The organism is Actinosynnema sp. CS-041913, assembly GCF_050942485.1.
Classification (GTDB): domain Bacteria; phylum Actinomycetota; class Actinomycetes; order Mycobacteriales; family Pseudonocardiaceae; genus Actinosynnema.
Genome location: NZ_CP192037.1, coordinates 1,471,253 through 1,496,788 on the forward strand (window position 1 = coordinate 1,471,253; position 25,536 = coordinate 1,496,788).

Here is a 25,536-nt window from a genome sequence, read left to right on the forward strand (position 1 = left end):
GACCCCGTGCCCATCGACGCGCCCACCCGAACCCAGCGCACTGGTCTAGTCCCTTTGCTGGTCCTCGGCACGGCCATGGCGGCCGTGTTCGCGGCGGCCCTGGCGGCGGTGACCGGCGGCGAGAAGTCGGGGCTGATCGCCGTCCGCGTGCTGACCGAGTCGGCCGCCGTGGTGACCATCGGCTCCCTGCTGCTCGCGGCCTTCCTGGTGCCCCCGCAACCCAACGGGACGCTGGCCGCCGACGGCTACGCGGCGCTGCGCACGGCGGCGTGGGCAGCGCTGGTGTGGACGCTGGGCGCGGTGGCGTCCGTGCCCTTCACCGCCGCCGACGCGCTCGGCCAGCCGGTCACCGCGGTGCTCGACCCGGCGGTGCTGTTCCAGCTCGCCGGGTTCCTGGAGCAGGCCAAGGCGTGGATGATCACGGCGGTCGTCGTGGCGCTGCTCGCGCTGGGCTGCCGGCTGGTGCTGTCCTGGGGCTGGACCACGGTGCTGTTCTTCCTGTCCGTGTTCGCGCTGGTGCCGGTGGCGGTGACCGGGCACTCGTCCGGCGGCGGCTCGCACGACGTGGCCACCAACAGCCTGCTGTACCACCTGATCGCGGCGGCGCTGTGGGTCGGCGGGCTGATCGCGCTGCTCGCGCACGCCCGCCGGGGCGGCGACCACCTGGGGCTCGCGACCACGCGGTTCTCCCGGCTCGCGCTGGTGTGCTGGATCGTGATGGCCGTCTCGGGCGTGGTCAACGCGTGGGTGCGGCTGCCCGTCAGCCAGTTGTTCAACAGCGAGTACGGGCTGCTGGTGCTGGGCAAGACGCTCGCGCTGGTCGTACTCGGCGTGTTCGGCTACTTCCAGCGGCAGAAGGGCGTCCGGCAGGTCGTGGAGACCGGGTCGGGGCGTTCCCTGCTGAAGCTCGCCGGCGTCGAAGTGCTGCTGATGTTCCTCACCATCGGCCTGGCCGCGGCGCTGAGCCGCACACCTCCGCCGCCGGAGGGACGGGCGTTCCCGAGCACGGTCGAGCTGCGCATCGGCTACGACCTGTTCGGCGCGCCCACGCTGACCAGGCTGCTGTTCGACTGGCGGTTCGACTTGATCTTCGGCACCGGCGCGATCGTGCTGGCCGTGGTGTACCTGCTGGGCGTGCGGCGGCTGCGGCGTAGGGGCGACGCGTGGCCGGTGGGTCGCACGATCGCGTGGGTCGCGGGCTGCCTGACTGTGCTGTTCGCCACATCGTCCGGGCTCGGGCGGTACGCGCCGGCGATGTTCAGCGTGCACATGGAGAGCCACATGCTGCTCTCGATGCTCGCGCCGATCCTGCTCGTGCTGGGCGGTCCGGTGACGCTGGCGCTGCGTGCGCTTCCCACGGCGGGCAAGGGGAATCCGCCCGGCCCACGTGAATGGGTGCTGGCGTTCGTGCAGTCGCCGGTGGCGCGATTCCTGACGAATCCCTTCGTGGCGCTGGCGTTGTTCGTCGGGTCGTTCTACGGGCTGTACTTCTCCGGGCTGTTCGACTCGGCGCTGGACTACCACTGGGCGCATCTCGCGATGAACGCGCACTTCATCCTGGTCGGGTACGTGTTCTACTGGCCGGTGATCGGCATCGACCCCGCGCCGCACCGGCTGCCTCCGTTGGGGCGCTTGGGCCTGCTGTTCGCGTCCATCCCGTTCCACGCGTTCTTCGGCATCGTGCTGATGAGTTCGCAGACCGTGATCGGGGCGGACTTCTACCGGGGGCTGGCGCTGCCGTGGGTCACGTCGCTGCTGGAGGACCAGCGGCTCGGCGGCGGTATCGCGTGGGCGGCGGGGGAGGTGCCGCTGATCGTGGTGATGGTGGCGCTGCTCGTGCAGTGGGCGCGTTCGGACGATCGTGACGCGCGTCGGTCGGACCGCAAGGCGGATTCCGACGGTGACGCTGACCTGGCCGCCTACAACGCGATGCTGCGCAAGCTGTCCGAACGGGAGTAGTGGCGGCGGTACTCGCCCGGCGCGACGCCGTGCTCGCGTTTGAACGCCTTGGCGAACGCGAACTCGGACGTGTAGCCGGTGCGGGCGGCCAGCGCGCCCAGCGGCGCGTCGGTTTCCTTCAGCAGCCGGGCGGCGGTGGTCATCCGCCACCAGGTCAGGTAGGCCAGCGGCGGTTGGCCGACCAGCGTGGCGAACTGCTTCGCGAACGCGGCCCTGGACAGGCCCGCCTCGTCGCCGAGGGATTCCACCGTCCACGGGCGGTGCGGCTCGTGGTGGATCGCGTGCAGGGCTTTGGTGATCGCCTTGTCGTGCAACGCCCAGGCGCATTCCGGGTGGTCGTCGAACCACGTCCGCAGCATGTGCAGCAGCAGCATGTCGACCAGCGCGCGGGTGGCGGCCTCCGCGCCCCGTCCGGGGTGCTCCAGTTCGGCGTCGAGCAGGTCCACGGCGGCCTTGAACGTCCCTCGGGCGGTCACGTGGACGAAGTCCGGCAACTCCGCGAGCAGCGGATGCGGGCGGGTCCGGTCGAGGAAGTACGCGCCGCAGATGAGCTGCGTGGATGCCGCGCCGGACAGGTGGTGGGACGCGCCGTGCGGGACGAACACCACGTCGCCGGGGTGCAGCGTCACCCGGTCGCCGTTGGTGCGCCCGAACTCGCACGAGCCGCTGCGTACTACGTGGAAGCCGGACGCCTCGTGCACCGGGATGTGCGACGTCCACGGTCCGGTGTTGACGGTTCGGCCCGCATGCGGCCGTCCGGTACGCATCGCGGCGATCACCTTGTGGTGGAACGACTGCGTGGCGAAGACGTGCTGTTGGTAGGGAGGGACGCCGAACGGCTGACTGCGCTCGGCGGCGAGTCCCGGGTGGCCGGGCTGGACGAACCGGAGCGGCTGACGGAAGTGCTGCGCGGGTGCGCGGTGGTGGTGAACTGCGTGGCGCCGTTCGGCACGTGGGGCGAGCGGGTGGTGCGTGCCGCGATCGCCGCCGGGGTCCACTATGTCGACATCTCGGGCGAGCAGGCGTACCTGATGCACGTCTTCGAGCAGTACGGGCGGCAGGCGCGGGACGCCGGGGTGACGGTCGTGCCCATGGTCAACGACGGCGGGTTCCTCGTGGACCTGCTGGCCGGCGCGATGGCGTCGCGTCTGGACCGGATCGAGGATGTCGTTGTGGCGCACCGGTTCACCGGTGATGTGGGGCTGTCGCGGGGGAGTGGGCGCAGCGCGTTGGCGAACCTCCGGATGTTCCGCGACGGCGGCCTCGTGCACACGGACGGGCGGTTCTCGGACGGGCCCGTGAAGACGTCGTCGATCACGTTCCCCGGTGACGCCGAGCCGTCGCCGGTGGGGAAGTTCGCGCTGCCCGAGGTGGCGACCATCCCCCGGCACGTCCACGCGCGACGGGTGGAGGCCGTCGCGGAGGCCGACCTGATCGCGCTGTTCGACGCGGTGACGGCGGACATGGTGGAGGCCCTGCCGGAGAACCCGGGCCGTGACGGGGGATTCGTGCTGCTCGCGGAGATGACCGGGGAGCGGCGGCTGCGGGGCGTGGTCGAGGGGACCGACCCGTACGGGACGACCGCCGTGGTGGCGGCCGAGGCGGCCCGCCGGCTCGCCGCTGGTGCGGTGGAGTCCGGCGTGCTCGCCCCGGCCCAGGCGTTCGATCCGGTCGACTTCCTGGATTCTCTGGCACCGCACGGGGTGTCCTGGTCGATCTCCTAGAGCGGACGGCGGAAGCCGCGCACCGCGAACACCCAACCGACCACCGCGAGCGCCGCGCTGGTCGCCAGCGCGCCCACCACACCGGTCACCGGGTGCGCCAGGGCCAGCGCGCGGGCCGCGTCCACGGCGTAGGTCAGCGGGTTGACGTTCGCCACCGCCTGGAGCCAACCGGGCAGGCCCGACACCGGCACGTACGCGCTGGAGGCGAACATCAGCGGGAACATCGCCAGGAAGCCCACCGTCTGCATCAGCTCGGCGTTGCGCAGCCAGGTGGCGACGGCCAGGAAGATCCAGCCCAGACCCCACCCCACGGCGAGTGCCAGGGCCAGCGCGGCGGCCATCCCGGTGATGCCGCCCGCCGGCGAGAAGCCGAAGATCACCGCGGCGAACACCAGCATCAGCACCAGTTGCGCGGCCGTGCGGACCAGGTCGGACAGGCTGCGTGCGATCAGCACCGAGCCCAGCCGGATGGGCAGCGAGCGGAACCGGGCCAGCACGCCGTTCTTCATGTCGGTGACCAGCCCGACGCCCGCCTGGAGCGCGGACTGCATTGAGGTGTTCACCAGGATCGCGGGCATCAGGTAGTCGATGTAGGCGACGTCCCGGGGGAAGCCGGGGGTGTTCGCGATGCTCGCGAAGATCTGGCTGAACAAGGTGAGCATGATCAGCGGCTGGAGGACGCTGAACACGATCATCCGGGGGTCGCTGACCAGCGTCCGCAGCGACCGCTGGGTCAGCACGAGCACCTGGGTGGCGAAATCCGTTCCGCGCCAGCGGGTCTGCGGCGCGGCGAGAGTGGCGGTCATGTCGTGGGCTCCGTTCAGGCCGCGTGTGCCGCGAGGGTCAGGTAGACGTCGTCCAGGGTCGGCTCGCCCAGCGCCAGCTCGGTGGCCTCCAGGCCGACCTCGTCCAGGGCGCGGACCACGACGGCCAGCTCCCGGGACGACGTGACGGGTGCGGTCAGGGTGTTCGCCGCCGCCGCGGGCTGCATGCCGGCGCGTTCCAGGGCCTCCTGCGCCTTGGGCACGTCGGAGGTGTCGGCCAGGGTGACCGTGACGGTGCGCCGGCCCACCTGGGCCTTGAGCTCGGCGCTGGTGCCGGCGGCGACCACCTTGCCCTGCGCGAGCACGGTGATCGAGTCGGCCAGCCGGTCCGCCTCGTCCAGGTACTGGGTGGTCAGCAGCACCGTGGTGCCGTCGTCGACCAGGTTCTCCACGACCTCCCAGAGCCCGAGCCTGCTCGCCGGGTCCAGGCCCGTGGTCGGCTCGTCCAGGAAGATCACCTCGGGGTGGCCGACCAGGCTCGCGGCCAGGTCCAGCCGCCGGCGCATACCGCCCGAGTAGGTGCGGGAGGGTCGCTTCGCGGCGTCGCCGAGGCCGAACAGCTCCAGCAGCTCGTGGCCGCGCTGCCGGGCGTCACGGGGGCTCGCGCCGAGCAGGCGGGCGATCAGGATCAGGTTGTCCAGGCCGGAGAGCCCTTCGTCGACGGCGGCGAACTGGCCGGTCAGGCCGATGCGGCTGCGCACCTGGTGCGCCTGCCGGACCACGTCGAAGCCCGCGACCCGGGCGGTGCCCGAATCCGGCGGGAGCATCGTGGTGAGCACGTTGACCAACGTGGTCTTGCCCGCGCCGTTGTGGCCGAGCAGGCCGAGCACGGTGCCCTTGGGCACGGCGATGCCCACCCCGTCCAGGGCCTTCTGCGCGCCGAACGCCTTGTGGACGTCGGACGCCTCGATCATCAGGTCGTTCACTGGTCTCCCCTCAGTACCCCGTGCAGGTACAGCTCCACGAGCTGGTCGGTCCCGGCGGTGGAGTCGCCGAAGCCGTTGCCCTGCATCCGGTTGGTGAACACGAGCCCGAGCAGGAGCCGGGCGGCGAGGTGCGGGTCGACGCGCATGCGGTCCGCTTCGGGGTCGAACAGGCCGGCGAGGTGCTCGGCGATGCGCTTCATCTCGGCGGGCGGGCCCTTGTGCTCGCGGTCCCCGTCGTGCGGGCGGTAACCGGAGTCGCGCAGGACGCTGCCCAGCTTCCACATCCGGTCCAGGTAGCCGGAGACGGCGCTGATCGCCCCGGAGAGGCGTTCGGCGAGGGTCGCCGCCTTCCTGGCCTCGTCGATCAGCTCAAGTTCGGCGTTGATCGCGAGCACGGAGCGCACGCACGTGGCGATCAGCTCCTGCTTGTCCTTGAACGCCCGGAAGACGGTCCCCTCCGCGATGCCGGCCGCCTTCGCGATCTGGCTGGTCGTCACGTTGGCGCCGTGCTCGAACAGCAGCGGGACGGTCGCGGTGACGATCGCCTCGCGGCGGTCCTCGGGACTCATCGCGGGTGCGCGCTTCCGGCGTCGGGTGGTGTCGTCGGGCATGGCGCCAGCGTATGAGTGAGTCCTCACTCAAGTCAAGGAGTGAGGACTCACTCATTATTTGTCCACAGGCTGCGGTTTTGTCCACAGATCGCGATTCACCGCTTTCCCCGCAGCTCGAAGCCCTGCAACCTGGACGCAACAGATCACCTCCAGGGAGGCAGACATGTCCTACAACGAAACGCGGATCACGGTCACCGGCATCGTGGCCAGCCCTGTCACGTGCACGACGGTCGGCAGCGGGGACACCCGGGCGAAGTTCCGCCTGCTCACCACCGAGCGCCGCTTCGACCCGGACCTGCGGAAGTGGAAGGACTCCGGGCACATGTTCCTGTCGGTCACCTGCTGGCGCTCGCTCGCCGACAACGTGCACCTGTCATTGAGCCGGAACGACCCCGTGGTGGTGCACGGCAAGATGACGATCAAGGAGATACCCGAGGGCGAGAGCATCCGGCAGTTCGTGGACGTCGAGGCGCTCGCGGTCGGGCCGAACCTCGTCACCTGCACCGCGGCCGTCACCCGCATCCGCAAGGAGGGGGACGCCTTCACCGCTCCCGCGCGTGCCGAGCCGGCCGCCGAAGCCACCGAAGCCGTCGCCGCCCCACGCCGAGCCGCCGCCGTGCCCGCAGCCTCCGGTCCGCAGTCAGGTCGGCAGTCGGGCGGAAGCCCGCCCGATGTCGTCGCGCCCCGCAAGGAGGGCGAGGCCTACTCGCTGTTCGGTGACGCAGGCGAGCGTTCGGCTGAGACGGGTGTGGGTGCCGAAACACGCGCCGAAACACGCGCCGAAACACGCGCCGAGGCGCGTACCGAGGTGGGATCGGAGGCTGCCAAGGTCCCGTTCTGAGCCGGCACCGTGCCGGCTTCGACCACGCCGGCCCGCCCCCCGACGCGTCATCCCCTGACCTCCCGACCGTGCCGGTCACGCTCGTTCGCCCACGTCAGCCGGTCAGCCGCGTTCTCTAAACGAGTGGAGTACCCGCCACCCCCAATCCCAGTGACTAAGAGCAGCCGAAGGCGGCAACCGAAGTGCTGTCCTGGGCCGTTCGGGGCATGAAGACCGGAAACGGGTGTGCGCGCGCATCCGGGACGGAGAATGCGCGTCGAGTGTCGCCGTCACGAGTATCGAGGAGGGAGGTCGTAGACAGGCGCCGAGGCGGTTCCCGCGCAGGCATGAGGGCTTGACACCGCAACGAGTTCACGCATCCGGCTGGATCCGCTGGTCACAGCGCTGCTCCCGAGCAGCCCCGACGCGCTGTGACAACTGTGGGTGACCCACGTTCGCGTTAACTCCGCGTTGTCGTCACGCCCGTTGCCGGCGTCCGAGGTACTTGCCCGATCGGCACCGCTCTACGATCGCGGGCATGGCCGAGTTCATCTACACCATGAAGAAGGTGCGCAAGGCGCACGGGGACAAGGTCATCCTCGATGACGTAACGATCATGTTCTACCCCGGTGCGAAGATCGGCGTCGTCGGTCCGAACGGCGCCGGCAAGTCGAGCGTGCTGAAGATCATGGCCGGCCTGGACACACCGGGCAACGGCGAGGCTTACCTCTCGCCCGGCTACACGGTCGGCATCCTCCAGCAGGAGCCGTCGCTCAACGAGGAGAAGACCGTCCTGGGCAACGTGCAGGAAGGTCTCGGCGAGATCAAGGTGAAGCTGGACCGCTTCAACGAGATCGCCGAGAAGATGGCCGTCGACTACTCCGACGAGCTGATGGAGGAGATGGGCCAGCTCCAGGAGGAGCTGGACCACGCGAACGCGTGGGACCTCGACTCCCAGTTGGAGCAGGCGATGGACGCCCTGCGCTGCCCCCCGCCCGACGCCGACGTCAAGAACCTGTCCGGCGGCGAGCGCCGCCGGGTGGCACTGTGCAAGCTGCTGCTGAGCAAGCCCGACCTGCTGCTGCTGGACGAGCCCACCAACCACCTGGACGCGGAGAGCGTCCTGTGGCTGGAGCAGCACCTCGCCCAGTACGCCGGCGCCGTCCTGGCGGTCACCCACGACCGGTACTTCCTGGACAACCTCGCCGAGTGGATCCTGGAGCTGGACCGCGGCCGGGCCCACCCGTACGAGGGCAACTACTCCACCTACCTGGAGAAGAAGGCCGAGCGGCTCGCGGTCCAGGGCAAGAAGGACCAGAAGCTCCAGAAGCGCCTCCGGGACGAGCTGGACTGGGTCCGGTCGGGCGCCAAGGCCCGGCAGGCGAAGTCCAAGGCCCGCCTCGGTCGCTACGAGGAGATGGCCGCCGAGGCGGAGAAGACCCGCAAGCTCGACTTCGAGGAGATCCAGATCCCGCCGGGCCCGCGACTGGGCAGCGTCGTGGTCGAGGCGGACAACCTCAAGAAGGGCTTCGGCGACCGGGTGCTGATCGACGGCCTGTCGTTCAGCCTGCCGCGCAACGGCATCGTCGGCGTGATCGGTCCGAACGGCGTCGGCAAGACGACGCTGTTCAAGACCATCGTGGGCCTGGAGCAGCCGGACAGCGGCACGGTGAAGATCGGCGAGACGGTCAAGCTGTCCTACGTCGACCAGAACCGCGCCGGCATCGACCCGAAGAAGAACGTGTGGGAGGTGGTCTCCGACGGGCTGGACTACATCCACGTGGGCAACGTCGAGATGCCTTCCCGGGCGTACGTCAGCGCGTTCGGCTTCAAGGGTCCGGACCAGCAGAAACCGGCGGGCGTGCTGTCCGGCGGCGAGCGCAACCGGCTCAACCTCGCGCTCACCCTCAAGCAGGGCGGCAACCTGATCCTGCTGGACGAGCCGACGAACGACCTGGACGTGGAGACCCTGGGCTCGCTGGAGAACGCGCTGGAGCAGTTCCCCGGCTGCGCCGTGGTGATCTCCCACGACCGGTGGTTCCTCGACCGCGTCGCCACGCACATCCTCGCGTGGGAGGGCACGGACGAGAACCCGTCCCAGTGGTACTGGTTCGAGGGCAACTTCGAGGGCTACGAGAAGAACAAGGTGGAGCGTCTGGGCGCGGAGGCCGCGAGGCCGCACCGCGTCACCTACCGCAAGCTCACACGAGACTGAGCCGGGTAGGGGCATCGTGGCGGCGAGGAGCGAGGCGCAGGCGGACGTCGAGGTGAGCACGCTGGTCGTGCCCGCCTGGCGGCTGCGTTGGCGGGCACCGGAGCTGGCTCTGGTGCTGGGCGAGCGCGTGGTCGCGCTCGCCTCCGCCCGCCGTGACGAGGTCGACCGGTTGCGCGCGGAGTCCCTGGTGGTCTTCGCGAGCAACCGGATGGGCCGCGGCGTCAAGACCGCCGACCGGGCGCTGGACGCCCTGAAGGCGGCCGAGGCCGAAGCGGAACACGAGACGGCGTGGCGGCTGCGCGTGGCACTGGCCGACACCGCCCGGTCGGTGGGCGCGCCGCTGACCGGCTTCGCGGCCGTCCGCCCGGTCCTGGAAGCCGAAGGCGTCCCGGACGCCCTGCGCGCGTCGGCGCTCGTGCAGGCCGGCGAGTGCCTGGTGTCCGTGGGCAGAGGCGCGGCCCTCCGCCAAGCCCTGGAAGAAGCCGACCAGCTCTACGCGGCCGACCCGGTCCTGGACCACGACACCGCCCTGCTGCTGCGCGGCCTCCTCCGCGCGGCGGCAGCGGGCCAACACCGCCGCTGGGGCGACTGGGAAGCGGCGATAGCGGCGGGGCGCGAGGGCGTCGAACTGCTGGACCAGCTCAAGGACCCCGCGTCCGACAGCGGCGAGGTGCGCGGCAAGCTCACCGTGGAACTGGTCTGCGCCCTGCTGGACGCCGACAAACCCGCCGAAGCCTCGGAAACCGGAACACCCCTGCTGGACCGCCCCGTCCGAGCACCGTCGGCATCCTCGACGGGGTGGCTGCGCCTGGCGTTGGCGACCCGGGTCCACCTGCCCGCCGGCCGGGTGGACCAGGCGCGGGACCTGCTGAGGGACGCGGCGGACAGCGCGGAACGCCACCAACTGGACATCCTCCTGGCGGAGAGCCTGCTGGCCCTGGCCCACCTCCACGAGGTGTCCGGCGAACTGGGCGAGGCACTGGCCGACCTGCGCGCGGCCCACGCGGCCGAACGCAGGAGGGCCAGGGCGGTCTACGCGGTGCGCGCCAGACTGGCAGCCGAGTTCTCCGGCGTCCACCGACAGCCGAGCGGCCTGCACGACCAACTGAAGGCCCTGCTGCGCACGGCAGAACAACGCCCGGCCGCCCAACCGGAAACCCACCTGACCCCGGAGGCGAAGCAACAACTGAGGCAATGGCGCCCGGTCCAGGTCCACCGGACCGAAGGCCTGCGCGTCAAGCGCGCACGCAGGGCCGCGGAAGACATGACGGTGGAAGGCATCTCCGCAGCCCGAGCCCACGCAGCAGACCGCTGGCGCCTGGTCCAACCGTTCGGCGAGACGGCGACACCCACGGACCCGACCACACCACCAGCCGGCCGCCGCCGAGCCCCGGACGCATCCCAGCCGGCACCCTCCGGCGCCCTGGCGGCCTTCAACACCCCGATGGCCACCAACACCCCGACGGCTGCCACTCCGCCCACGGCCGCGCCTCCGCCCACGGCTGCTACTCCACCCACGGCTGCTACTCCGCCCACGGCTGCCACTCCGCCCACGGCTCCCACCCCAACCGAGCCGACCACGCCACAACCGCCGCCAGACACCGACCAGCCCACCCACGGCAGGCCGGAACACGCGAGAAGCGGCGAAGCCCGCCCAACCACCCAGGTCCGTCGCGAACAGACCTACTTGGAACAAGCGTTCCCCTCACTCACCCCCACAGGCACCGGCCCGTCGCACCCGGAAACGCCGGCTCCCATCCCGCCACCTGTCTTCCCGCCCGCGACGTTCCCGCCACCTGTCCTGCCACCGATGCCCAACCAGCCTCCCTCGGCCCCCGCGCACTCGGCGCCCGAGCAACCCGCCCCCGCGCGACCAGTTCCGAGTCCGCCTGTCGCGCCTCGTCCCGGTCGGCCCCACGAGCCCACCGCGCCAGTGCCAGACGAGTTCAGCGGGCAACAGCTTTCGGCAGCGCCGACGTCTCCAGCCGTGCCGCAACCTGCCGCCGACTCGACTGCTGACCCGACCGCGGATTCGGCCGCTGGCTCAGAGCGAGCCGTTGGCGGAACTGAGCGGAGCGTGTCGGCCGCCGGGTTGATCGCGGCTGCGGGTGCGGTGCGCAGTGGGCGGCGGCGGGCGGCTCGGGAGGCTGCTGGGGACGGTTCGGATGGTTCGGGCGCGCAGACTGCTGTTCCCCAGAGGGCGGACGGTGGCAGCGTGCTGGAGACGCTCAAGGCCGCTGGCCTGCTCGACTCCCAGCGGGCCGGCGGGCGGCGGCGGGCACCTGAGGCCGAGGCTGACGACATCCGTGCTGCTGGTGCCGGTCTTGCTGACGCGGGCGCTACCGACACTGGCGCTACCGACGCCCGCGCTACCGACGCCCGCGCTACCGACGCCCGCGCTACCGACACTGGCGCTACCGACGCCGGTTCTGCCGACGGCGACTCTGCTGACGCCGGTTCTGCCGACGCCGAGCCTGCTGACGCCGGTCGCGCTGAGGTCGGTGCTGCTCACACCGGTGTTGCTGAAAAGGCCGCCGACCCTGTGCCGTGGCGGGTCGAAGCACCTCCCCGGTTGCGGGAGGAGGCCGCTTCACCGGTCGACATGTTCGACTCGCCGACCATGGTGCAGCCTCCGGTTCGGGATGATGATGTCCCGCCGATCGGGTTGGGCGCCGCGTTCGTCAAAGGGCCGGTGATCCCTACCGCCCGGACGCCCGAGCCGCCTGACCTCGCCGAGCCGCTTGATCTCCCCAAGCTGCCTGACCTCGCCGAGCCGCTTGACCTCCCCGAGCGGCCTGACGTCGCCGAGCGGCCTGACCTCCCCGAACCGGCCGAAGACCCCCAGCCGGTGCCCGACCCCGTGCCCGACCTGCCCGAACCCGACCAGGTCCCGTCGGTGCCGATTCCGGATCCGGTGCCGCCCAGTCCGTTCGGGCCATCGGGTTTCCTCGGGTACGGCGACGTCGAGGACGATGGGCCCGTCACCGAACCCGTGCCACCGGTCGAAGTCCGGCCGCCCGCCGGGTCGGCCGCGCCGGAGGTCGGAAGCACCGGGCCGGAGGTCCGGGAGAACGCCTCGGAGGTCCAGCGGACCGCGTCCGCACACCCTGACGGAGCAGTGGAGGCCGGCAGTGGCGAAGTCGGCGGTGCGGCCGAAGCGGTCGAGGGTGGGGCTGAGGGGACGGCTGAGGAGCCGTTCATCACAGCCGTTGTGGTCGGTGGGACGGCGATCGAGTTGCCGCCGATTGTCGAGCCTTCTCCGCCGGTGTCCGAGTCGCCCAGTGTGACGCGTGCCTCACGTCGACCCAAGAGCGATCTGAGTCTCGCCGAATTGCTCGCCGAGGCTCTTGTCGCCTACGAAGCTGGCCGGCGCGAGGACGAGGCCGCTCAAGCCGGGACCGGTGCGGGCGCCGGCTCCGGGGAGGCCGAGAGCACCGTGCCGATCGTGCCGGTGGGGACCTTCGGGAACGCTCCCGGAACCAGCCCTGACGCCACGAGCGAGGCCGGTGCCCACACGAGCACCAGGGCTGGTGCCCATACCAGCGCCGGGGTCGGTGCGCACGCGAGCACCGGAGCCGATGCGCACACCGGCACCGGGACCGCGACCGGTGCTCAGACCACGACCAGGAGCGGAGCGCACACCAGGCCCGAGACCGACGCCGAGACCACCGCCCCCATCCGGCGGGTGACCGGTGAACCACCCAGGTGGACGTTGCCCGAAAGCTGAGAAACAATTTAAGGTTTTAATGAGGTTTCCCACGGGTAACAAACCCGGGGCGTCAAAATAGCCCGGTCGCGGTGAATTTTCTACTTTACCGCAAGTGGCTCGATTCAGTCACGAGGGTTGCTCCGACCGGATCCCGTTCGTCTGGTTTAGTGGTCCGCGGACCCGGCACACAGAGGTGCCGGATAGCGTGGAGTCGCCTGAACATGACCTCGACTGGAGTCCCGTCCCGATCGGAGCTCGCCACCCGCCACGATGCCGGTGCCGGCCGCACGGCCAGTCCCGAACAGGCTCGTGACGAATTGATCGAACGGGCCGCCGCCAACGCACCCGGGTTGGCCGACCTGATCCGCCTGTACTACCGCCACGTCCCGGCCGAGGAAGTCAACGACGACGACCCGGTGGACCTGGTCGGCGCGGTTCGCTCGAACTACCAGCTCGCCGAGACACGCGTGCCGGGTCGCCCGGTGGTGCGCATCCTCAACCCGACCCGCGTGCACGACGGCTGGACGTGTCCCGCGACCGTCGTGCAGGTGGTCACCGACGACATGCCCTACCTGGTCGACTCGGTGGCCTCCGAACTCACCCGCGGCGGCGTGCAGGTGCACCGGGTGGTTCACCCCATCGTGGTGGTGCGCCGGGATCCGGTGACCGGCGCGCTCAACGAGGTCCTGCCGACCGCCGATCCCGCCGACCCCCCGTCGGACGCGATGGCCGAGTCCTGGATGTACATCGAGGTCGACCTGCTGACCGACCCGGACCGGGCGCGGGAGCTGGAGACCAAGCTGCACACCGTCCTCAACGACGTGCGCGAGGTCGTCGAGGACACCCGCAGGATGACCGACACCGCGCTCCAGCTCGCCGAGCACCTCCAGGCCTCGCCGCCGCCGCTGAACCCGGCCGACGTGGACGACGGCGCCCGCCTGCTCCGCTGGCTGGCCGCCGACCACTTCACGTTCCTCGGCTACCGTCGGTACGAGCTGGTCCGCGACGACCCGTCGACCGGCGGCGAGCCCGCCCTCCGCGCGGTCCTCGCCAGCGGGCTGGGTGTGCTCAGACAGGACAGCCTCGCGGCGCGCAGTCTCACCGCCGGGCCGGACGCGGGCGCGCAGGCCCTCTCGTCCGAGCTGCTGGTGCTGACCCAGGCGAGCGCGCAGTCCAGCGTGCACCGCTCGGTCTACCCGTACTACGTCGGCGTCAAGACGTTCGACGCCGACGGCAACGTGACCGGCGAGCACCGGTTCCTCGGCGTGTTCTCCACCACCGCGCTGCACGAGGACGTGCTGGACATCCCGGCCATCGAGCGCCGCGTCCGCGACGTCATCCACCGCGCCGGCTTCCCGCTGCACTCCTACTCGGGGCAGCGGATGCTGGAGGTGATCCAGAACTACCCGCGCACCGAGCTGTTCTCCGTCGACACCGACACGCTCTACCAGACCGTGACGGGCGTGATCGCGCTCGCCGAACGCCGCCGGCTGCGGCTGTTCCTGCGCCGCGACCCGTACGGCCGGTTCTACTCCTGCCTGGTCTACCTGCCGCGCGACCGCTACACCACGACGTCGCGGCTGGCCATGCAGGAAGTCCTGATCGCCGAGCTGAGCGGCGTGAACCTGGAGTACAGCGCACGCGTCGGCGAGTCCGCGCTGGCCCGCGTGCACTTCATGGTGCACACCGACCCGAACCGCCGGGTCGAGCCGGACACCGCCTACATCCAGCAGCTACTGGCCGAGGCGGTCCGCTCCTGGGACGACCGCATGGTCGAGGCCGTGCTGTCCGACGGCCACGGCCTGGGCGCGGAGTCGGCCTCCGAGCAGGGCCAGCGGTTCGCCGCGGCGTTCCCAGAGGCGTACAAGGAGGACTTCACCGCCGCCGAGGGCCTGGCGGACTTCCGGCGCATCGAGGCGCTCGGCCAGGGCGACCTGGACATGGTCTTCTACGTGCCGCGCGACGCCGAGCCCGGTGAGCGGCGGTTCAAGCTGTTCCTCGCGGGCGCGCGGATCACGCTGTCCGACGTGCTGCCGATGCTCCAGCGCATGGGCGTGGTCGTGGTGGACGAGCGCCCGTACGAGCTGGTCCGCGAGGACGGCACGGAGTGCTGGATCTACGACTTCGGCCTCCGCATCGAGCAGGTGACGCTGGACAAGCTGTCCGACGACGACCTGGAGTCGGTGCGCACCCGGTTCCAGGACGCGTTCGCCGCCGCCTGGCGCGGTGAGGCGGAGGTCGACGGGTTCAACACGCTCGTGCTCAAGGCGGGCGTCACGTGGCAGCAGGCCGCGATGCTGCGCGCCTACGCGAAGTACCTGCGGCAGGCGGGCACCCCGTACAGCCAGGACTACATCGAGGACGCCGTCCTGGCGCACACCGAGGTGGCGCGGGCACTGGTCCGCCTGTTCGAGGCCCGCTTCGACCCGGCGATGGAGGACGCGCAGCGCGCCACCCGCACGGACTTGCTGGCCACCGAGATCACGACGCTCATCGACGACGTGAAGAGCCTGGACGCCGACCGCATCCTGCGCAGCCTGCTCACCCTCGTGCAGGCCACGCTGCGCACCAACTACTTCGTGCGCGACGCCGCCGGAAGTCCCCGCCCGTACCTGGCGGTGAAGCTCGACCCGCGCGCGATCCCGGACCTGCCGCAGCCCCGGCCCCGGTTCGAGATCTTCGTGTACTCGCCGCGCCTCGAAGGCGTGCACCTGCGGTTCGGGCCGGTCGCGCGCGGCGGTCTGCGCTGGTCCGACCGGCGCGAGGACTTCCGGACCGAGATCCTGGGCCTGGTGAAGGCGCAGGCGGTGAAGAACGCCGTGATCGTGCCGGTGGGCGCGAAGGGCGGCTTCGTGGTGAAGAAGCCGCCGCAGCCGACCGGCGACCCCGGGCTGGACCGCGAGGCGTTCCTGGCCGAGGGCATCGCGTGCTACCGGCAGTTCATCTCCGGCCTGCTGGACCTGACCGACAACCTGAGTTCCGGCACGGTCATCCCCGCGCCGCAGGTGGTGCGGCACGACGGCGACGACACCTACCTGGTGGTCGCGGCGGACAAGGGCACGGCGGCGTTCTCCGACATCGCCAACGAGATGTCGGAGTCCTACGACTTCTGGCTGGGCGACGCGTTCGCGTCCGGCGGCTCGGTCGGCTACGACCACAAGGCCATGGGCATCACCGCCAAGGGCGCGTGGGAGAGCGTGAAGCGGCACTTCCGCGAGCTGGGCACGGACACCCAGACCGAGGAGTTCACGGTCGTCGGCGTCGGCGACATGTCCGGTGACGTGTTCGGCAACGGGATGCTGCTGTCCGAGCACATCCGCCTGGTCGCCGCGTTCGACCACCGGCACATCTTCATCGACCCCGACCCGACGGCCGCCTCGTCGTTCGCCGAGCGCAAGCGCCTCTTCGAGCTGCCCCGCTCGTCGTGGGACGACTACGACCGCACGCTGATCAGCGCGGGCGGCGGCGTGTGGCCGCGCACGGCGAAGTCCATCCCGGTCAGCCCCGAGGCGCGGGTGGCGCTGGGCCTGCCCGAGGGCGTGACGAAACTGTCGCCGCAGGAGCTGATGAAGGCCGTCCTGCTCGCGCCGGTCGACCTGCTGTGGAACGGCGGCATCGGCACCTACGTGAAGGCGGGCGCCGAGTCGCACGCCGAGGTGGGCGACAAGGCCAACGACGCGATCCGGGTCGACGGCGCGGACCTGCGGGTGAAGGTGGTCGGCGAGGGCGGCAACCTGGGCCTGACCCAGCGCGGCCGGATCGAGTTCTCCCGCGCGGGCGGCAAGGCCAACACCGACGCGCTGGACAACTCGGCGGGCGTGGACTGCTCCGACCACGAGGTCAACATCAAGATCCTGCTCGACGAGCTGGTCCGGGACGGCAAGCTGGACCAGGACCGGCGCAACGAGCTGCTGGGCAAGATGACCGACGAGGTCGGCGAGCTGGTGCTGAACGACAACTACTCGCAGAACTCGGCTCTGGGCGTGTCCCGCGCCCACGCCGCGCCGATGCTGTCCGTGCACGCGCGGCTGGTCGCCGACCTCGAACAGCGCGGCGTGCTGGACCGGGCGCTGGAGGCCCTGCCGTCGGCCGCCGGGTTCAAGGCGCTGGAGAAGGCCGGCGAGGGCCTGACCTCGCCGGAACTCGCGACCATGCTGGCGCACGTGAAGCTCGCGCTGAAGGAGGAGGTGCTGGCCAGCGACCTGCCGACGATCGACGTGATGGCGCGCAGGCTGCCCGACTACTTCCCCAGCGAGCTGCGCGAGCGGTTCGGCGACGCCATCGGCAGCCACCCGCTGTCCCGCGAGATCATCACCACGGTGCTGGTCAACGAGGTGGTGGACGGCGGCGGCGTGTCGTACGCGTTCCGGCTGGCCGAGGAGATCAGCGCGTCGGCGACGGACGCCGTGCGGGCCTACGCGATCGTGACGGCGATCTACGACCTGCCGTCGCTGTGGCGGGACATCCGCGCGCTGGACAACGTGATCCCGACCGACGTGCAGGACGACATGGTCCTGGAGACCCGCCGGCTGCTGGACCGGGCGTCCCGCTGGCTGCTCACCAACCGCCCCCAGCCGCTGGCGGTCGGCTCGACGATCAGCCGCTTCGCGGGCGTCGTGGGCGACCTGGCGCCCCGCGTGCCGGACCTGCTGCAGGGTCGGGAGCGGGACTCGGTGGTCGAGCACGTCGAGCGGCTGACGGCCTCCGGCGTGCCGGTGGAGCTGGCGCGGCGGATCGCGGTGCTGCTGTTCACCTACGGGCTGCTGGACGTGACCGAGGTGGCCGAGCTGGCCGAGCGCGAGGAAGGCCACGGCGCGGGCACGGAGCGGTCGCACGTGGAGACGGCCGAGCTGTACTTCGCGCTGTCCGAGCACCTGGACGTCGACCGGATGCTGAGTTCGGTGAGCGGCCTGGAGCGCGGCAACCGGTGGCACGCGCTGGCCCGGCTGGCGCTGCGGGACGACTTCTACTCGTCGCTGCGGTCGATCACGATCGACGTGCTGCGGTCCAGCGAGCCGGGCGACTCCCCGGCGGAGAAGATCGCGGCGTGGGAGCAGGCGAACGCCTCCCGGCTGGGCCGGGCGCGGGCGGCGCTGGCGGAGATCAACCGCGTCACCCGGCTGGACCTGGCGACGCTGTCGGTGGCGGCCCGCCAGGTGCGCAGCATGATCCGCTAGGCGGATGCCGGGCGGCCGGGTCCTGTCGGGCCCGGCCACCCGGCGTGCGTGCCGTTACGAACCCGCGGACCCCGCCCACGCGGGCGTGCGTGCTGTCACGAGACGGCGGACCCCGCCCAGGCGGCCGAAAGGCGTCAGCACGAGGTCCGTGGGGCCGGGGGCAGCGCGGTCACACCCCGAGTTCCCGGGCGGCGAGCGCGGTGCCCTCGACCCGGGCGCGGATCTTGGCGAAGGCGGTGTCGCGGGAGGTGGAGGTGTCGTCGGCGAACGGGGCGAAGCCGCAGTCGTCGCAGGTGCCGAGCCGGTCGACGGGCACGTGCCGGGCGGCCGTGAGAACCCGGTCGCGGACCTGCTCGGCGGTCTCCACCCGCGGGTCGATCGGGTCGATCACGCCGACGAACACGCGGGCCGTGTCCGGCAGGTGGTCGGCGACGGTGGCCAGCACCTTGTCCGGATCGGGCTCGCCGGCGAGCTGGAGGTAGAAGTTGCCCGCCTTCAGCCGGAACAGCCCGGGCAGCAGCCCGGCGTAGTCGACGTCGAGGCTGTGGGTGGAGTCCTGGTCGCCGCCGGGGCAGGTGTGCACCCCGATCCGGGCCCGCTCGTCCTCGGAGAACCGCTCCAGCACCCGGTTGTTCAGGGCGACGAGGTCGTCCAGCAGGGCCCCGGAGGGGTCGAGCTTGAGCGACAGCCGGCCCTCCGTGAAGTCGAGTTGGACGACGTGCGCGCCGGCGTCCAGGCAGCCGCGGATGTCGGCTTCCGCCTCGTCGGCCAGATCGTCCAGGAACTGCTCGCGCGGGTAGCCGTCGATGCCGCCTTCGGGGTACAGCAGGCTCAACGCCGAAGGGGTGGCCACCGCCTGCTTGACCGGCACGCTCGCGTGCTCCTGAGCGGCGCGCAGATACCGCTCGGCGCGCTCGGCGTAGCGGAACGGTCCGGCGGTCAGCCTGGGCAGTTGCCGGGTGTGCCCGTCGTTGAACGGGATCACCACGCCGTCCGGCGCCAGGTGCGGCAGGCCCGCGATCGGGTAGGTGACGAAGCTGGGCTTGGACTGCTCGCCGTCGGTGACGACCGGACACCCGCTCTCCTCCATCCGGGCGATCGTGTCGCGCACCGCCGCCTCCTGTGCCGCGGCCGACACGGCGGCGTCGCCCGAGCGCATCGCGGCGAGCAGCTCGGGGGAACGGGGAATGCTGCCGATCGGCTCGGTGGGAATCGCCATCGGGCACGTCCTCTCACGCTCCGGCGGGACGGTGACCGCCGACGCCGGCTATTGGAAGAACTACCGGAGGACCCACGCTGCCGAAGATCCGTGATCTTCGGCAATCACCCGATCTTGTGAGGCAGCCGTGCCCCATCCGGCGCACCGTCCGACCTGGAGGTTCACGCGCGGCGAAGAGGAGTCCGCAGCCCGGCGACGACCATGTGGACCAGCAGGTCGTAGGTCTCGTCCAGCTTCTCGGGCCGCTGGAACGCGTTCTCCGCTTCCAGCACCGCGAAGCCGTGCACGGCCGCGCGCAGGCAGCGGGCCGCGTGGATGGCGTCGGAGTCCTCCAAGCCGTACGCGCGCAGGGCGGCCAGCATGATGTCGACCAGCCGCTCCCCGGCCCGCGCCACCATCGGCTCGGGTACCTGGACGAGCGCGGAATAGCGGTGCGGGTGCTCCAGCACGTAGTCGCGCCAAGCCGTCATGAGCGCGCGGATCGCCTCGTCGGCGGAGCGGCCGAGCACCGCGCCGCCGATCCGCTCGGCCAGCTCGTCCATGATCCGCACCGACATGAGCGCGCGCAGCTCGGCCAGGTTGCGGACGTGCTTGTAGAGCGACGGCGTGGCCACGCCCGCGCGGGAGGCCACCGCCGCCAGGGTCAGCGCGGCGGGACCTTCCGCGTCGACCAGGAGCAGCGCGACGTCGACCACCGCGTCCGCGGACAGCGCCGCCCTAGCCACGGGCGTCCGCCCCGAGGAAGGCGAGGATCGCCGCGGCCACCTCGGCCGGGTACTGCACGTGCGGGTAGTGGCCCGCCCCCTCGATCACCTCGACCCGACCCAGCCCTGGCGGCATGGCCGCCACGATGCCCTCGCCCTCGCCGCGGGGATCGGCCCAGTCGGGGTCCAGCGAGCCCTCCACGACCAGCGCGGGGCACCGGATGTCGCCGAGCCGGGCGCCCGCGTCCGTGGGCGCGGACATGCCCATCCGGCCCACCACCGCCATCCGGCCGGGCCTGCGCAGGTCGGCGTCGAGCGCGGCGAGGTGCTCGGCGAAGCCCGCGGGCTTCGCGCCGGGGTAGGCGTGGTCGAGGTAGCGCTTCCACAGCCCGACGCTGCGGAACACCCCCGCGCCCATGAGCAGCGCCATGCCCTTGCGGTAGCGGGCATTGGACAGCAGACCGCCGAAGTCGACCTTCTGCGCGCGGGTGAACGGGCTGATCTCCACGATGGCGCTGACCGACTCGGGCTCCTGGGAGGCCGCGATGGTGACGGAGCCGCCGGTGAACGAGTGCCCCACGAGCACGGCCGGGCCGCCCAGGCGCCGGACCACGGCGAGCAGGTCGGCCGCCGAGTCGGTGCGGGTGTAGGAGGCCCAGCCGGTGCTGGACTCGCCGTGGCCGCGCTGGTCCACGCTCGCGACGCGGTACCCCGCGTCGGCCAGCAGCGCGGCCACCTCGCGGTAGGCGGCCCGGTTGTCGCCCATGCCGTGGGCCAGCACGATCAGCGGCCCCTCGCCGATCACGTCGTAGGCGAGCCGCCCGCCGTCGAGCTCCAGGAACTCCGTCATGCCCATCCTCCAGCTAATAGTGATAGCTCACAAGCTAATGACATTAGCCTAGCCTGTCAACGGCCACGGTTGCAAAAGTTTGCAGTACCGATGGCAAGCCGGGGCGATGTCTTTCCGATGCGAGGTGGCGACTTCTTGCGTAACACCTGCGATAATCGTTGAAAATACTTGCAAAGGAATTCATTGCGGCGACACACTGCGGAAGGACGACCCATGAGCCAGGACTGGTGGCGCGAGGCCGTGATCTACCAGGTCTACGTGCGCAGCTTCGCCGACTCGGACGGTGACGGCGTCGGCGACCTGACAGGCATCCGCTCCCGCCTGCCGTACCTCGCCGACCTGGGCGTGGACGCGGTGTGGATCACGCCCTTCTACGCCTCGCCGATGGCCGACGGTGGCTACGACGTCGCCGACTACCGCGCCGTGGACCCGTTGTTCGGCTCGCTGGACGACGCGCGGGCCCTGGTCGTCGACGCGCACGCGGCAGGACTGCGGGTGATCGTGGACCTGGTGCCCAACCACACGTCCTCCGCGCACGAGTGGTTCCGCCAGGCGCTCGCCGCCGGGCCCGGTTCGCCGGAACGCGCCCGCTACCACTTCCGCGAGGGCCGGGGCGACCGGCCGCCGAACGACTGGGAGTCCGTCTTCGGTGGCCCCGCGTGGACGCGGACCCCGGACGGCCAGTGGTACCTGCACCTGTTCGCCCCCGAGCAGCCCGACCTGAACTGGGACCAGCCGGAGGTGCGCGAGGAGTTCCTGGACGTGCTGCGGTTCTGGCTGGACCTGGGCGTGGACGGGTTCCGCGTCGACGTCGCCCACGGCATGGTCAAGGCCGACGGCCTGCCCGACGTGGGCCGCACGGGCCAGCTCAGGCTGCTCGGCACGGAGGCGCTGCCGTTCTTCGACCAGGACGGCGTGCACGAGATCTACCGCGACTGGCGCAAGGTGTTCGACTCCTACCCCGGCGGCCGGATCGGCGTCGCCGAGGCGTGGACGCCCAGCCCCGAGCGCACCGCCCGCTACCTGCGCGCGGACGAGCTGCACCAGGCGTTCAACTTCCACTACCTGACCGCCGGGTGGGACGCGTCGGCGCTGCGGGCCGTCATCGACGACTCGCTCGCCGCGATGGCCCCGGTGCAGGCCCCGACCACGTGGGTGCTGTCCAACCACGACGTGCAGCGGCACGTCACCCGGTACGGCGGTGTTCCGCGGGCCCGCGCCGCCGCGCTGCTGATGCTGGCCCTGCCCGGCTCGGCCTACGTCTACCAGGGCGAGGAACTGGGGCTGCCCGAGGTGCTGGACCTGCCGGAGGACGTCCTCCAGGACCCGGTGTGGGAACGCTCCGGGCACACCGACCGGGGCCGGGACGGCTGCCGCGTGCCCCTCCCGTGGACGGCGGACGGCCCGTCGTTCGGGTTCGGCGACGGCGGCTCCTGGCTGCCGCAGCCCGCCGGCTGGGGCGCGCTGAGCGTCGAACGGCAGCAGGGCGACCCGGACTCCGTGCTGGAGCTGTACCGGCGGGCGCTGCGGATCCGCCGTGAGCACCCCGACCTGGGCGCGGGCTCGCACGTCGAGTGGCTGGACGCGCCCGCGGACGTGCTCCGGTTCCGGCGCGGCGCGTTCACCTGCGCGGTCAACCTCGGCGCGGACACCGTGCGGCTCCCGGCCGGCGAGGTGCTGCTCGCCTCCGGCGGCTACCGGGTGGACGACGCGGACGTGCTCGTGCCGCCGGACACGGCTGTGTGGTCACGCCGGCCGTAGAGTCACCCGGTGTGACAGCGCGGCTCAACGACATCGCCAACCAGGCAGGGGTGAGCGAGGCGACGGTCAGCCGGGTGGTCAACGGCAAGCCCGGCGTCTCGCCCGCGACCCGGCAGGCGGTGGTGGCCGCGATGGACGTCCTGGGCTACGAGCGCCCGCCCCGGCTGCGCCTGCGCAGCGCCGGCCTGATCGGCTTGATCACCCCCGAGCTGGGCAACCCGATCTTCCCGGCGTTCGCCCAGGTCATCGAGCAGGTGCTGACCCGGGACGGGTTCACCCCGGTGCTCTGCACGCAGACGCCCGGCGGCTCCTCCGAGGACCAGTTGACCGAGCTGCTGGTGGACCGGGGCGTCACCGGGATCGTGTTCGTCTCCGGCCTGCACGCCGACACCACCGCCGACAAGGGCCGGTACGTCAAGCTGGCGGGCCGCGGCGTGCCGTTCGTCATGATCAACGGCTACACCGACGACGTGTCCGCGCCGTTCGTGTCGGTGGACCACCGGGCCGCCGTCCGGCTCGCCGTGTCCCACCTCCTGGAACTCGGGCACGAGCGGATCGGGCTGGCGGTCGGGCCGCGCCGGTTCGTGCCCGCGCAGCGCATGGTGGAGGGCATCACCCTGCTGGGCCGCGGCCCCGACCTGGTCGAGCACTCGCTGTTCAGCGTCGAAGGCGGGCAGGCGGCGGCCGACGCCCTGCTGGACCGGGGCTGCACGGCGATCGTCTGCGGCAGCGACCTGATGGCGTTCGGCGCGATCCGCGCGGCCCGCCACCGGGGTTTGGCCGTGCCCCGGGACGTGTCCGTGGTGGGCTTCGACGACTCGCCGCTGATCGTGTTCGCCGATCCGCCGCTGACCACGATCCGCCAGCCCGTGCACGCCATGGGCCAGGCCGCCGTGCACGCGCTGCTGGAGGAGATCGGCGGCACGCCCGCGCCGCACGCCGAGTTCGTGTTCCAGCCCGAGTTGGTGGTGCGCGGGTCGACCGGGGCCCGTCCCCGATGACGGTGCCGGCGCAGCGGATGCGCGCCCAGCGGCTGTCGTCGCGGGCCGGTGGTGTCGTCGAGCTGCTCGACTCGGTGTTCGCCTTGCAGGCACAGGACGTCCCGGCGCTGCGGCTGGCCGCGCGGGCTCGGGGTGTGGCGTCGCTGGACGGCCCGGTGGTGCGCACGTGGGCGATGCGCGGCACCCTGCACCTGCTGCGGCGGGACGATCTCTGGGTGATCGGGCTGCTGGGACCGGTGTTCGTCTCGGCGGGCAGGCGCAGACGTGCCCAGCTCGGCTTGACCGACGAGCTGTGCGCCCGCGCGCTGCCCGCGTTGCGCGAGGTGTTGACCGAGCCGCTGGAACGCGCAGCGCTGGTCGCGCGGTTGGCCGAGGTCGGGATCGTGGTCGACCCGAAGTCGCAGGCGCCCGCGCACCTGCTCGCGTTCGCGGCCCACTCGGGCGTGCTGTGCCGGGGGCTGGACGACACCTACCGGTTGCTGGGCGACGTCCCGGAGCCGGGGGCCGTGGAGCGGCTGTGGCTGCGCTACCGGCGTGCCTACGGTCCGGCGACGGTGGACGACTTCGTGGCCTGGAGCGGGCTGCCGAAGCGGATGGCGCGCGATCTGCCCGAGGTCTCCGACGAGCCGGCCGAGCCCGACGGCACGGTCCGGATGCTGGGGCACTTCGACACCTACCTGCTCGGCTACCGGGACCGCTCGCTCGTGCTGGACCCGGAGTTCGCGCCGCTCATCCAGACCGGCGGCGGGTTCCTCACCCCGCACGTCGTGGTCGACGGCCGGGTCGTGGCGACCTGGCGACGCGCCGGGGACGGGTTCGAGGTGCGGCCCTTCGGCGACCGTCCCGACCTGCGCGCGGAGGCCGCTGAGCTGGGGCGCTTCCTCGGCGTGGGTGCCGACTCAACCTGGCGGTAGCACGCGGATAGGGTCAACGCCACCGAAGCGATGGCAGGAGGCGCGTTCAAGTTGGGTGTGTTCGTCACGGGTGTGCGTCCGCGCTGGTCGGATATGGACGCGTTCGGCCACGTCAACCACGCCAACACGGTGACCCTGCTGGAAGAGGCCCGGATAGACCTGCTGTTCACCGAGGCCGCGCGGCACGGGGTGCCGGACATGGCGCACGGCGTCGTGGTGGCCCGCCTGGTGGTGGACTACCTCGCCCCGCTGGTGTTCACCGGTGACGAGATCGTGGTCGAGATGTCCGTGCGGGAACTGAAGTCGGCCTCGTTCACGTTGGACTACTCGGTGCGCAACGGGCGCCGGGAGGGGAGCCCCGTAGTGACGACGGCGGAAACCCTCATGGTCCCCTACAACCTGGCGGCCGGGCGTCCGCGCCGTCTCCACGAAGCCGAGCGCGACTTCCTCGCGGGCTGGCGAGCCGGAGGTAACGGTGCCTGAGCTGGTCCTCGCAGACCCCGCCGAGCGGGACGACCTCGGCGCGTTCGTCGCCCGCGCGGTGCGCCTGGACGCCCAGACGGTGGTGCGCCTGCGCAACCGCCCGTCCGGCGACCTGCTGGACGCGTGGGTGGCCACGCCGTTCGACGCGCTCGCCACCCGGACCGTCGCGGGGCGGATCAGCCCCGGCGACGTGACGGTGTCCGGCAGCGACCTGCTCACCGGCCTGGCCGTGGTGCGCAGCGCGACCGTCGACCCCGGCCAGGCGCGCGACCTGATGTGGCGCTCGGCGCTGCCGCCCGTCGACGGCTGGCTGCCGGTGGACCGGCTGCCCGGCGCCGTGGTGTCCGAGCTGGCGGAGCAGGGCGTGGCCGTGGCGCGGGAGAACCCCGGGCCGCACGGCACGCCGCCGGCGTCGCTGCTGGACCAGACCGTGCTCACGGTCAGCGGTTCGGGCCTGGACGTGAAGGTGCCGCTGAGGTGCCTGTTCGCGCTGTCCGGGATGGGTTTCCTCGGCGGCGACGACGTGCGCATCACGGCGACCGACTCGTGGCTGCGCATCGACGCCCGCTTCGGCGCGGTGGTCCGCCGCCGCCACTCGATGCTCCCGCTGCTGGTCTGAGCCGGGCCCCGGCCGGGGCC

Annotated in this window: 18 protein-coding genes; 11 read left to right on the forward strand and 7 right to left on the reverse strand. The window is 71.7% G+C overall.

From position 1 onward, the window contains the following. The first annotated feature begins 6 nt into the window (after positions 1-6). Positions 7-1,959, forward strand: a complete 1,953-nt coding sequence (locus ACQPZF_RS07260) for a cytochrome c oxidase assembly protein (RefSeq protein WP_433269537.1) — start codon at positions 7-9, stop codon at positions 1,957-1,959. On the opposite strand, the gene ACQPZF_RS07265 is transcribed toward ACQPZF_RS07260, so the two are convergent. After that, positions 1,920-2,726 (reverse strand): AraC family transcriptional regulator, encoded by an 807-nt coding sequence (locus tag ACQPZF_RS07265; protein ID WP_433269540.1) that lies wholly within the window; start codon positions 2,724-2,726, stop codon positions 1,920-1,922. The two genes, ACQPZF_RS07260 and ACQPZF_RS07265, sit on opposite strands and share 40 nt — an antisense overlap. An 18-nt stretch (positions 2,727-2,744) precedes the next feature. Here ACQPZF_RS07265 and ACQPZF_RS07270 point away from each other — a divergent pair, with 18 nt between their 5' ends. Next, positions 2,745-3,683 (forward strand): saccharopine dehydrogenase NADP-binding domain-containing protein, encoded by a 939-nt coding sequence (locus ACQPZF_RS07270; protein ID WP_433269542.1) that lies wholly within the window; start codon positions 2,745-2,747, stop codon positions 3,681-3,683. Here ACQPZF_RS07270 and ACQPZF_RS07275 read toward each other — a convergent pair. Genes ACQPZF_RS07275 through ACQPZF_RS07285 form a run of 3 tightly spaced genes read right to left on the reverse strand, consistent with a single transcriptional unit; the run spans position 3,680 to position 6,044 of the window. Continuing rightward, on the reverse strand, positions 3,680-4,489 hold the full coding sequence (locus ACQPZF_RS07275; protein WP_433269544.1) for an ABC transporter permease: 810 nt from the start codon (positions 4,487-4,489) through the stop codon (positions 3,680-3,682). The genes ACQPZF_RS07270 and ACQPZF_RS07275 overlap by 4 nt on opposite strands. Positions 4,490-4,503: 14 nt before the next feature. Beyond that, complete coding sequence (locus tag ACQPZF_RS07280) at positions 4,504-5,433, reverse strand: ATP-binding cassette domain-containing protein (RefSeq protein WP_433269546.1); 930 nt, start codon at positions 5,431-5,433, stop codon at positions 4,504-4,506. Further along, positions 5,430-6,044, reverse strand: a complete 615-nt coding sequence (locus ACQPZF_RS07285) for a TetR/AcrR family transcriptional regulator (RefSeq protein ID WP_433269548.1) — start codon at positions 6,042-6,044, stop codon at positions 5,430-5,432. The genes ACQPZF_RS07280 and ACQPZF_RS07285 overlap by 4 nt, the downstream gene beginning before the upstream one ends. 163 nt (positions 6,045-6,207) lie before the next feature. Here ACQPZF_RS07285 and ACQPZF_RS07290 point away from each other — a divergent pair, with 163 nt between their 5' ends. The 4 genes from ACQPZF_RS07290 (at position 6,208) to ACQPZF_RS07305 (ending at position 17,965) form a co-directional block, all read left to right on the forward strand. Further along, positions 6,208-6,885, forward strand: coding sequence for a single-stranded DNA-binding protein (locus ACQPZF_RS07290; protein WP_433269550.1), 678 nt, complete (start codon positions 6,208-6,210; stop codon positions 6,883-6,885). 517 nt (positions 6,886-7,402) lie between these two features. Further along, entirely contained in the window at positions 7,403-9,079 is a 1,677-nt protein-coding gene (ettA, locus tag ACQPZF_RS07295) for an energy-dependent translational throttle protein EttA (protein WP_433269552.1), read from the forward strand. Between the two features lie 16 nt (positions 9,080-9,095). Further along, complete coding sequence (locus ACQPZF_RS07300; protein ID WP_433269554.1) at positions 9,096-12,806, forward strand: hypothetical protein; 3,711 nt, start codon at positions 9,096-9,098, stop codon at positions 12,804-12,806. A 203-nt stretch (positions 12,807-13,009) separates the two neighbouring features. Further along, positions 13,010-17,965, forward strand: coding sequence for an NAD-glutamate dehydrogenase (locus ACQPZF_RS07305; protein WP_433269556.1), 4,956 nt, complete (start codon positions 13,010-13,012; stop codon positions 17,963-17,965). 169 nt (positions 17,966-18,134) lie between these two features. On the opposite strand, the gene ACQPZF_RS07310 is transcribed toward ACQPZF_RS07305, so the two are convergent. The 3 genes from ACQPZF_RS07310 to ACQPZF_RS07320 all read right to left on the reverse strand — a co-directional run bounded on the left by ACQPZF_RS07310 (position 18,135) and on the right by ACQPZF_RS07320 (position 20,738). Continuing rightward, positions 18,135-19,184: a cobalamin-independent methionine synthase II family protein gene (locus ACQPZF_RS07310; RefSeq protein WP_433269558.1), complete on the reverse strand. Its 1,050-nt coding sequence runs from the start codon at positions 19,182-19,184 to the stop codon at positions 18,135-18,137. 161 nt (positions 19,185-19,345) lie between these two features. Further along, positions 19,346-19,909 (reverse strand): TetR/AcrR family transcriptional regulator, encoded by a 564-nt coding sequence (locus ACQPZF_RS07315; protein WP_433269560.1) that lies wholly within the window; start codon positions 19,907-19,909, stop codon positions 19,346-19,348. Further along, on the reverse strand, positions 19,902-20,738 hold the full coding sequence (locus ACQPZF_RS07320; RefSeq protein ID WP_433269562.1) for an alpha/beta fold hydrolase: 837 nt from the start codon (positions 20,736-20,738) through the stop codon (positions 19,902-19,904). Before ACQPZF_RS07320 ends, ACQPZF_RS07315 begins: the two co-directional genes overlap by 8 nt. Positions 20,739-20,951: 213 nt before the next feature. Here ACQPZF_RS07320 and ACQPZF_RS07325 point away from each other — a divergent pair, with 213 nt between their 5' ends. The 5 genes from ACQPZF_RS07325 to ACQPZF_RS07345 are packed head-to-tail and all read left to right on the forward strand — an operon-like array spanning position 20,952 to position 25,516. Then, on the forward strand, positions 20,952-22,499 hold the full coding sequence (locus ACQPZF_RS07325; protein ID WP_433269564.1) for a glycoside hydrolase family 13 protein: 1,548 nt from the start codon (positions 20,952-20,954) through the stop codon (positions 22,497-22,499). Between the two features lie 11 nt (positions 22,500-22,510). Then, a complete protein-coding gene (locus ACQPZF_RS07330; RefSeq protein ID WP_433269566.1) occupies positions 22,511-23,500 on the forward strand; it encodes a LacI family DNA-binding transcriptional regulator in 990 nt (329 codons plus the stop codon). Continuing rightward, positions 23,497-24,414 (forward strand): DNA glycosylase AlkZ-like family protein, encoded by a 918-nt coding sequence (locus ACQPZF_RS07335; RefSeq protein ID WP_433269568.1) that lies wholly within the window; start codon positions 23,497-23,499, stop codon positions 24,412-24,414. The genes ACQPZF_RS07330 and ACQPZF_RS07335 overlap by 4 nt, the downstream gene beginning before the upstream one ends. Positions 24,415-24,465: 51 nt before the next feature. Continuing rightward, the gene (locus ACQPZF_RS07340; RefSeq protein ID WP_433274464.1) at positions 24,466-24,897 is read left to right on the forward strand and encodes an acyl-CoA thioesterase; all 432 of its coding nucleotides are present in this window, start codon (positions 24,466-24,468) and stop codon (positions 24,895-24,897) included. Continuing rightward, positions 24,890-25,516, forward strand: coding sequence for a hypothetical protein (locus ACQPZF_RS07345; protein WP_433269570.1), 627 nt, complete (start codon positions 24,890-24,892; stop codon positions 25,514-25,516). The genes ACQPZF_RS07340 and ACQPZF_RS07345 overlap by 8 nt, the downstream gene beginning before the upstream one ends. Positions 25,517-25,536: the final 20 nt, after the last annotated feature.

Bases quoted from the DNA above. Each gene is read 5' to 3' on its own strand.
- ACQPZF_RS07285 (WP_433269548.1), bottom strand. From the start codon at position 6,044: ATGCCCGACGACACCACCCGACGCCGGAAGCGCGCACCCGCGATGAGT.
- ACQPZF_RS07335 (WP_433269568.1), top strand. From the start codon at position 23,497: ATGACGGTGCCGGCGCAGCGGATGCGCGCCCAGCGGCTGTCGTCGCGG.
- ACQPZF_RS07305 (WP_433269556.1), top strand. From the start codon at position 13,010: ATGACCTCGACTGGAGTCCCGTCCCGATCGGAGCTCGCCACCCGCCAC.
- ACQPZF_RS07275 (WP_433269544.1), bottom strand. From the start codon at position 4,489: ATGACCGCCACTCTCGCCGCGCCGCAGACCCGCTGGCGCGGAACGGAT.
- ettA (WP_433269552.1), top strand. From the start codon at position 7,403: ATGGCCGAGTTCATCTACACCATGAAGAAGGTGCGCAAGGCGCACGGG.
- ACQPZF_RS07310 (WP_433269558.1), bottom strand. From the start codon at position 19,184: ATGGCGATTCCCACCGAGCCGATCGGCAGCATTCCCCGTTCCCCCGAG.
- ACQPZF_RS07290 (WP_433269550.1), top strand. From the start codon at position 6,208: ATGTCCTACAACGAAACGCGGATCACGGTCACCGGCATCGTGGCCAGC.
- ACQPZF_RS07325 (WP_433269564.1), top strand. From the start codon at position 20,952: ATGAGCCAGGACTGGTGGCGCGAGGCCGTGATCTACCAGGTCTACGTG.
- ACQPZF_RS07265 (WP_433269540.1), bottom strand. From the start codon at position 2,726: ATGCGTACCGGACGGCCGCATGCGGGCCGAACCGTCAACACCGGACCG.
- ACQPZF_RS07320 (WP_433269562.1), bottom strand. From the start codon at position 20,738: ATGACGGAGTTCCTGGAGCTCGACGGCGGGCGGCTCGCCTACGACGTG.